Here is a 6432-nt window from a genome sequence, read left to right as displayed (position 1 = left end):
ACTAGAAGACTCCACTAGACGGTCCAGTAGATCGTCATCAATAAACTCCCGACGCAAAGCATCAGCAGTAGAGCCATTAGCAGTATCAGGAACATCAGTCATAGTCATAGTTAATCCTCAATTTCTTACTCAAATCAAGCATTTACACAAACTATTTGACACCCTCGAAAGTCCGGGTATTAGCAACCATTTCTGTCTATTTACCCCCCATCGCGCTACGCTGGTGGCCCGAGCTGCGCCGTCGTTCCACAAGCGCCCCGTCGTTCCGCAACGCGCGCGGGCGCAACACGCCACCGCTACTTAATACTCAACAACCAGGCGCCCCACGACCTCGTGGTTCTTGAGCTTCTCGATACCTTCGGGAATCTCCTCGAAGGGGATGGTGGTGACCTGCGGGGTGAGTTTGCCGGTGGCCATGAACTCGTAAATCCCGGCAATATCTGCCTTGGTACCGCCGTTGGAGCCAACGAGGCGGCACTGGTTGAGGATGAGACTCTTCGTGGAAATAAGGGATTCCAGCTTGCCCATTCCCACAACCACCACGGTGCCATCACGGCGAATAATATCCACGGCGTCCGCGGTGGTGGTGCCGAAACCGGCAAAGTCTACGATGAGATCAAAGGTAATATCCGAGAAGTCCTTGATGTTCCCTTTTACGCCCTTGGCGCCGATCTTTTCGGCCAGCGGCCACACCTTTTCGTTAATTTCAGCCACGTACACATCCGCGCCGGCGAGAACCGCCACCCGCGCACCGATCTGCCCGAGCCCACCCAGGCCAATAATTCCCACGGTTTGGCCCTTTTGCAGGCCACCCTGGGTCACAACCGCCGCGTGGGACGTCATCCCGGCATCGGTTGCCGCGGCGCCCAGAACAAAATCAACCCCGTCCGGAAGCGGGACAAGCGCTTCGGCCGGAACCGCCATTTTTGGAGCGAAACCGCCATCGAAACTGTAGCCCGGGGCGCCGGCCGCGGTGGTGGGGCACACACCTACGCGGTCCCCGACCTGGTATTCGGTGACACCCTCGCCCACTTCGGCCACAACGCCCGAATTTTCATGCCCGATGGTGATAGGCCGTTTGGCGAGCATAGATAGCCAGCCCTCATCCGTGAGCAGACCAACATCCGAGTGGCAAATACCGGCCGCCTTCATCTCCAGAACTACTTCGCCCGGACCGGCCGTGGGTTCAGGAACCTCATTGAGAACAAGAGGTTCATGGGTATTGGTAAATTGCCAAGCCTTCATCACAACTCCTTTTATGTGGCGGTGCGGTGCTTCGATGCACCGCAAGGGACTTTAAGCCTAGCATTTCTTGTTTGTTTCGTCACTATTTGCGCGGTGGTTGCGCTGAGAGCGTGCGGTGCGAGCGCGGTGCGGGAGATGGTACGACGCCGCCGCTACCTGCCGCGCTCCCCTCCCGCTACCGGGGTTTAAATCCGCACCGAGTACTGCGAGCGGTCGAAATAGTTGCGCATAGTGCTCGGTTCGTCGGTAATAATGCCATCAACACCCAGGTCAAGGAGTCTCTCCGCCTCCGCGGCCGAATTAATTGTCCAGGCGTGTACCGCCAGACCCTGCGCGTGAGCGAGCTGCACAAAACGAGCGGTGAGCACGGGAACCGGGCGCCCGAGCTTGCCGTCCTCCCCCTCGCGGCGGCGCAAGCGTGACAGCGGGCGGGGTAGCGAGCGCGGGCGGGGCAGCGCTATATCAACCGGCACCTGAACGGCCTGGAAGCCGCGCTGCGAGCCGGGGAATTTGGCGATGCGCACCCCCTGCACCCCGGGCAAGCGGGAGAGAGCCATAAGCCAGGCCACCGCGGAGCGGCCCAGTGAAAATGTGGCTCCCGGGAGCTGACTTCGCATACGCTCCACGCGAGGTTGGGAGAAACTTGCCAGGCACACCCGCCTGGCAGCCCCGGTGCGCCGCACCGCCGCCACCAGCGGTTCCACGGCCGCATCGGATTTCGCGTCGAGATTAAAAACAGCATCCGGGAAGGCGTCGAGGACTTCGTCTAGGCGCGGCGGGCGTTCCCCGGCTTCGTTACGGACCTGCGCAACTTCCGCCCAGGTGTGCGCACTGACCGGGCCGACCCCGTCCGTGGTACGGTCCAGAAGCGGATCGTGGAGGATAACCGCCACCCCGTCCGCGGTAGTATGCACATCCGATTCGATATGCCGAAATCCCGCGCGGTAAACAGCATCAAAAGCGCGCAGGGAGTTTTCCGGGTATTCGTTACCGCCACCGCGGTGGGCGATGATGAGCGCCGGCCCATCAATATCGTAGAGTCGCCCCATTACTTACAATCCGCCTCGAGAGGCTGGGCTTGACGTTCTTCCAGGAAGGCGAGCGGGTCGAGGAGTTCGTCATTGGCGGCGTGAATCTCCAGGTGGAGGTGCGGGCCGGTGGAATAGCCATTCGAACCCACCGCCCCGATCACGTCACCGGCCTTGACCTTGTCACCGGCCTTGACGAAAACTCCGTCGTCGTACATATGGATATACCAGGAGCTGAACTTTTCCCCGTTAATGGTGTGCTCAATAATAATGAGATTATTGGAGCGGCCCTGGATGCCTTCGCCAGCGTGCTTGACCACGCCGTCCGCGATGGCATGGATCGGGGTACCGGCCGGAGCGCCGAAGTCCTGCCCGGCGTGGGAGGATACCTCACCGGAAATCGGATCCACGCGGGTGCCGAAAGGCGAGGTGAGGCGGTAGCTGCCCTCGGGAAGTGGCTTAACGATGAGGCGATCCGTGGGGATATCAAAAGCGGCGCGGGTGCCGGAAGCCCCGGCGGAAGTGGGGCAGGCACGACGCGGATTTTCTGCCGCGGTGCGGGCCTGGGCGCGCTGAATCGCACCGACTTCCCCGGTGAGCTGGGCCGGGGTGGTGAATTCTTCCGCTACGGGTGCCACAAAAGCCGGGTTGGCGGCCTGCGCCGCATTCCCCTGCAAGGTGGACATGACGGGAAGTACCATACCCAGGCAAGCCACCGCGCCAATAAGAATATTGCGGTAGGGAGAAACGGAACGCGCCACCGCCCATTGCGCGGCAGCCCCGGCCAGGATACGGTCTGAACGTTCCCAGTTCTGCGCGCGCCCGCGGGCTTCACCCGCACGCAGCGCCGCGCCAATTTCCGATTCGGAGAGGACTTCCGTGCCCTCGCTATCGGTAATTCCCCCCGCGGCGCCGATTCCTGCGGTAGGCGCTGCCTCGCAAGCGGCGACGGTCAAAGAAGAAGGAAGAACGACGCCGAAAGCGGCCCCGCGCCCCACTTCTACCTGCGGTTTCAGTTCCGGGGTGGGGAGCGCTGCGGTATCTGACTCGGTGCTTGCGGGTACCGCGGTGCAGGCCCGTTTGCCGCGCGCGGGAAGCTCACGCACCGTTGCGAGCGGTGCGTGTGTTGAGGTTGAAACAACCGGAGCGAGCGCTGCAACTGTTGCTACCGTTGCGGCCGTTTCTACGGTTGCGACCGGGGCGACGGCAGCAGCGCGACGCCCGCGCCGCGCGGATTGTGATGCTTCAGCCCGTTTGCCGGGGGCGCGCACCCGGTCAGTACCTTCTGCGGTAGGCACCGCCCGGGAAGTTGAACGGGATACCGGCGCGGCAGCACGGCGGGCACGGCCGGCAGAAGTTTCAGGCAAAGCAGACACGGCATGCGAAGTGGGAATCGCATCCGCAGCAGGCGCTACGTGTGATGCGCGCGCGGCGTGTGACGGGGCCGTGTGCGAGCCTGCAAGCCGCGAGCTTTCCGCACCCACATCCGCGGTGCTGCGCACGGCGCGTTTCCCAACGCGCTCCTGCGGAGCCTCGCTCGCCCGGACAGCCCTGCGCCCGCCGCGAGAGGTGTGGTGTGCCGCGCTCACTGCTCTCCTTATAATTTCCACCCCGAGACCGGTTATTCCACCGGCCTATTACTGTTACAAAATGATAACGGTCAGCGCTCGAAAGGCAAAGAGTTTTCGCCACCTGACCCGTCGTGCCCCGCACGCTAGCCACGCCATCCCGCTCCCGAAGCACACTCATGACACACCACTATATCGGCGCTATCTCGCGGTTTTAGGAACGGCGCTGCATGGAATCACGCACGTCTCCGACGAGGTCCTCAATCACGTCTTCGAGGAAGATCACACCCGTTACCTTTCCGTTATCTTCCACGATGGCCATATGCGTACCCGAGGTTTGCATAGTCCGCAGGGCATCCTCCACACCCGTACTGGCGGCCAGGCTGCGCACCGGGCGCACCAACCGGGCGGAAATGGGCACTTCGCGCTGGGCGGCGTCGAGAATATCTTTCACGTGAATATACCCGACGATATTCCCGCCACTGACCAGCGGGAAACGTGAATACCCGTGGTCGGCCACCAGCCGTTCCACCTGCGCGGGCGTGGCGGTGCGCGGGCAGGTCACCACCCTATCGAGAGGCAGCATGGTGTCCCCCACCTGATGTTCGGAAAATTCCAGCGCCCCCGTAATGAGTCCCTGGGTATCTTGGAGCACCCCGGCCGCTTGGGACGCGTGCACAATCGCCGCTACTTCGGAGGCGGTAAAAGCGGAGATGACCTCGTCTTTGGGTTTCATACCCATCCAGGAAACGATATGAACCGCGAGCCAGTTGAGGGATCCGGTTACCGGGCGGAAGATGCGATCAAAAATCAGTAGCGAAGGCACGAAGAGCATGCCGAGGCGTTCGGGATGGGTGACCGCGAGATTCTTCGGCACCATTTCTCCCAGGATCACGTGCAGGGCGGTCACCAGGAGCAGGGCCAGCACAAAGGCAATGGTGTGGGCGAGGACCGCCCCGGCACCCACCGCGGCCAGCGGTACCAGCAGCAGGGCCGCGAGCGCCGGTTCCGCGAGCGCCCCGAGGGCCACCGAGCACAGAGTTACGCCGAGCTGGCAGGCGGCCAGCATTTCGTTGAGATTGCGGGAGGCCGCCAGGGTTTTCGCGGCGCGCGGATTACTTTCCGCCAGGGGTTCCAGGCGAGAGGGCCGCGAGGCGGTGAGCGCAAACTCGCATGCCACGAAATAAGCGTTTCCGGCGAGCAGCAGCACGGTGAGAATAAGGGCGAGTGTATTACTCATGGATTTTCACCTCCACCGTTTCCACGCGCCGCTCGTCCATAGCGCGCACGGTCAGCTGGGCGTCGTCGACCTCCACCGTGTCCCCCACCACGGGGATGCGGCCAAGTTCGGCCATAATCAGCCCTCCGAGGGTTTCGTAGGGACCGTCTTCGGGCAGGCGCACCCCGCAGATACGGAAAGCTTCGTCCGGGCGCAGCAATCCGGGCACTACCCAGGTTCCCGGGGCGGTGCGGCGCGCGCCTCCGCCGCGGCGGTCGTGTTCGTCCGAAATATTGCCGACGATTTCTTCCACGGCGTCCTCGAGCGTCACGATTCCGGAGGTGCCGCCGTATTCGTCGACGACGACGGCCGTTTGGCCACCGATATCTCGGAGCACCACGAGGAGCTCGGGTAATTCCATCGTTTCGGGTACCGCAAATGCTTCGCGCATCACCGAGGAGGAAGTAACGGGCACCTCCGCGCGCCGTTCGGCGGGAATGGCCACGGCGGGGCGCAGGTGCGCGAATCCGCGGATGTCATCGAGGCCGCCCTCACCCACCACGGGGAATCGCGAGAAGCCGGTGGTACGCGCCGCGGTGATCACATCCGCGGCGGAGGCGCTTTCTTCCAGGTACTCCACCCGGCCACGGTCGGTCATAATATCGATGGCGGTGAGCCCGCCCGCGCCGATGGAGGCGGTCAGCAGGCGTGCGGTGGAGGGCTCCAGGGTTCCTGCTGCCGCGGATTGGCGCACCAGGGCACCCAGTTCCGGACCCGAGCGCGCCCCGGAGATTTCATCGGCCGGTTCCACGCCCATGCGGCGCAGCAACCAGTTCGCGGTGGCGTTGAAAGACACGATCACGGGTTTGAACACCACGCTGAAGGCGTGCAGGGGCCCGCCCACCCGGGCCGCGGTGCGCAGAGGTTCGGCCAGCGCCATATTTTTCGGCACCAATTCCCCGACGAGCATGGAGAAGAGATTGACGAGGAGGAAGGCCGCGGCCGCGGCAATAGCAACCGCCGCAGCACGTGCCACCCCGGCCGCACCGAGCCAGCCCGTCAATATTTCCGTGAGGGGTTGTTGAGCCACGTAGCCGAGCAGGATCGTGGTGATGGTAATGCCCACCTGGCAGGCGGACAGGAAGAGGGAGAGGTGGTGGAGGCGTCCGGCCACACTGGCGGCGGCCGGGTCCTCAGCGGCGCGTGATTCCACCGCGGCAGGATCCAGGGCCACCAGGGAGAATTCCGCGGCCACAAAAAGCGCGGTTCCCAGCGTGAGGAGGATGCCAAGAAGTAAGAGAAGAGCGTTGGTCACATAAACTCCAGGGTAGGTACTTCTTGCAGTCTAGCGATTCCCGCGTCCCGCGCGGCG

General features: G+C 63.2%; 5 protein-coding genes. All 5 read right to left on the bottom strand.

Annotated features, from left to right (window positions below):
• Window positions 1-300: 300 nt before the first annotated feature.
• Window positions 301-1245 carry a zinc-binding dehydrogenase gene (locus PWJ82_RS03180; protein ID WP_274735313.1) on the bottom strand — a complete coding sequence of 315 codons (945 nt, stop codon included), beginning with the start codon at window positions 1243-1245 and terminating at the stop codon, window positions 301-303.
• A 185-nt stretch (window positions 1246-1430) separates the two neighbouring features.
• Window positions 1431-2294, bottom strand: coding sequence for a glycerophosphodiester phosphodiesterase family protein (locus PWJ82_RS03175; protein ID WP_274735312.1), 864 nt, complete (start codon window positions 2292-2294; stop codon window positions 1431-1433).
• Window positions 2294-3640 carry a M23 family metallopeptidase gene (locus tag PWJ82_RS03170; RefSeq protein WP_274735310.1) on the bottom strand — a complete coding sequence of 449 codons (1347 nt, stop codon included), beginning with the start codon at window positions 3638-3640 and terminating at the stop codon, window positions 2294-2296. Before PWJ82_RS03170 ends, PWJ82_RS03175 begins: the two co-directional genes overlap by 1 nt.
• Before the next feature lie 415 nt (window positions 3641-4055).
• Window positions 4056-5081, bottom strand: a complete 1026-nt coding sequence (locus tag PWJ82_RS03165; RefSeq protein WP_274735309.1) for a hemolysin family protein — start codon at window positions 5079-5081, stop codon at window positions 4056-4058.
• Window positions 5074-6375: a hemolysin family protein gene (locus tag PWJ82_RS03160; protein ID WP_016441748.1), complete on the bottom strand. Its 1302-nt coding sequence runs from the start codon at window positions 6373-6375 to the stop codon at window positions 5074-5076. Before PWJ82_RS03160 ends, PWJ82_RS03165 begins: the two co-directional genes overlap by 8 nt.
• Window positions 6376-6432 lie beyond the last annotated feature (57 nt).

The organism is Actinotignum schaalii (assembly GCF_028864145.1).
Lineage (GTDB): Bacteria > Actinomycetota > Actinomycetes > Actinomycetales > Actinomycetaceae > Actinotignum > Actinotignum schaalii_B.
Note: the sequence above shows the minus strand (reverse complement) of the source record. Positions and strands in the feature narration are given on the sequence as shown.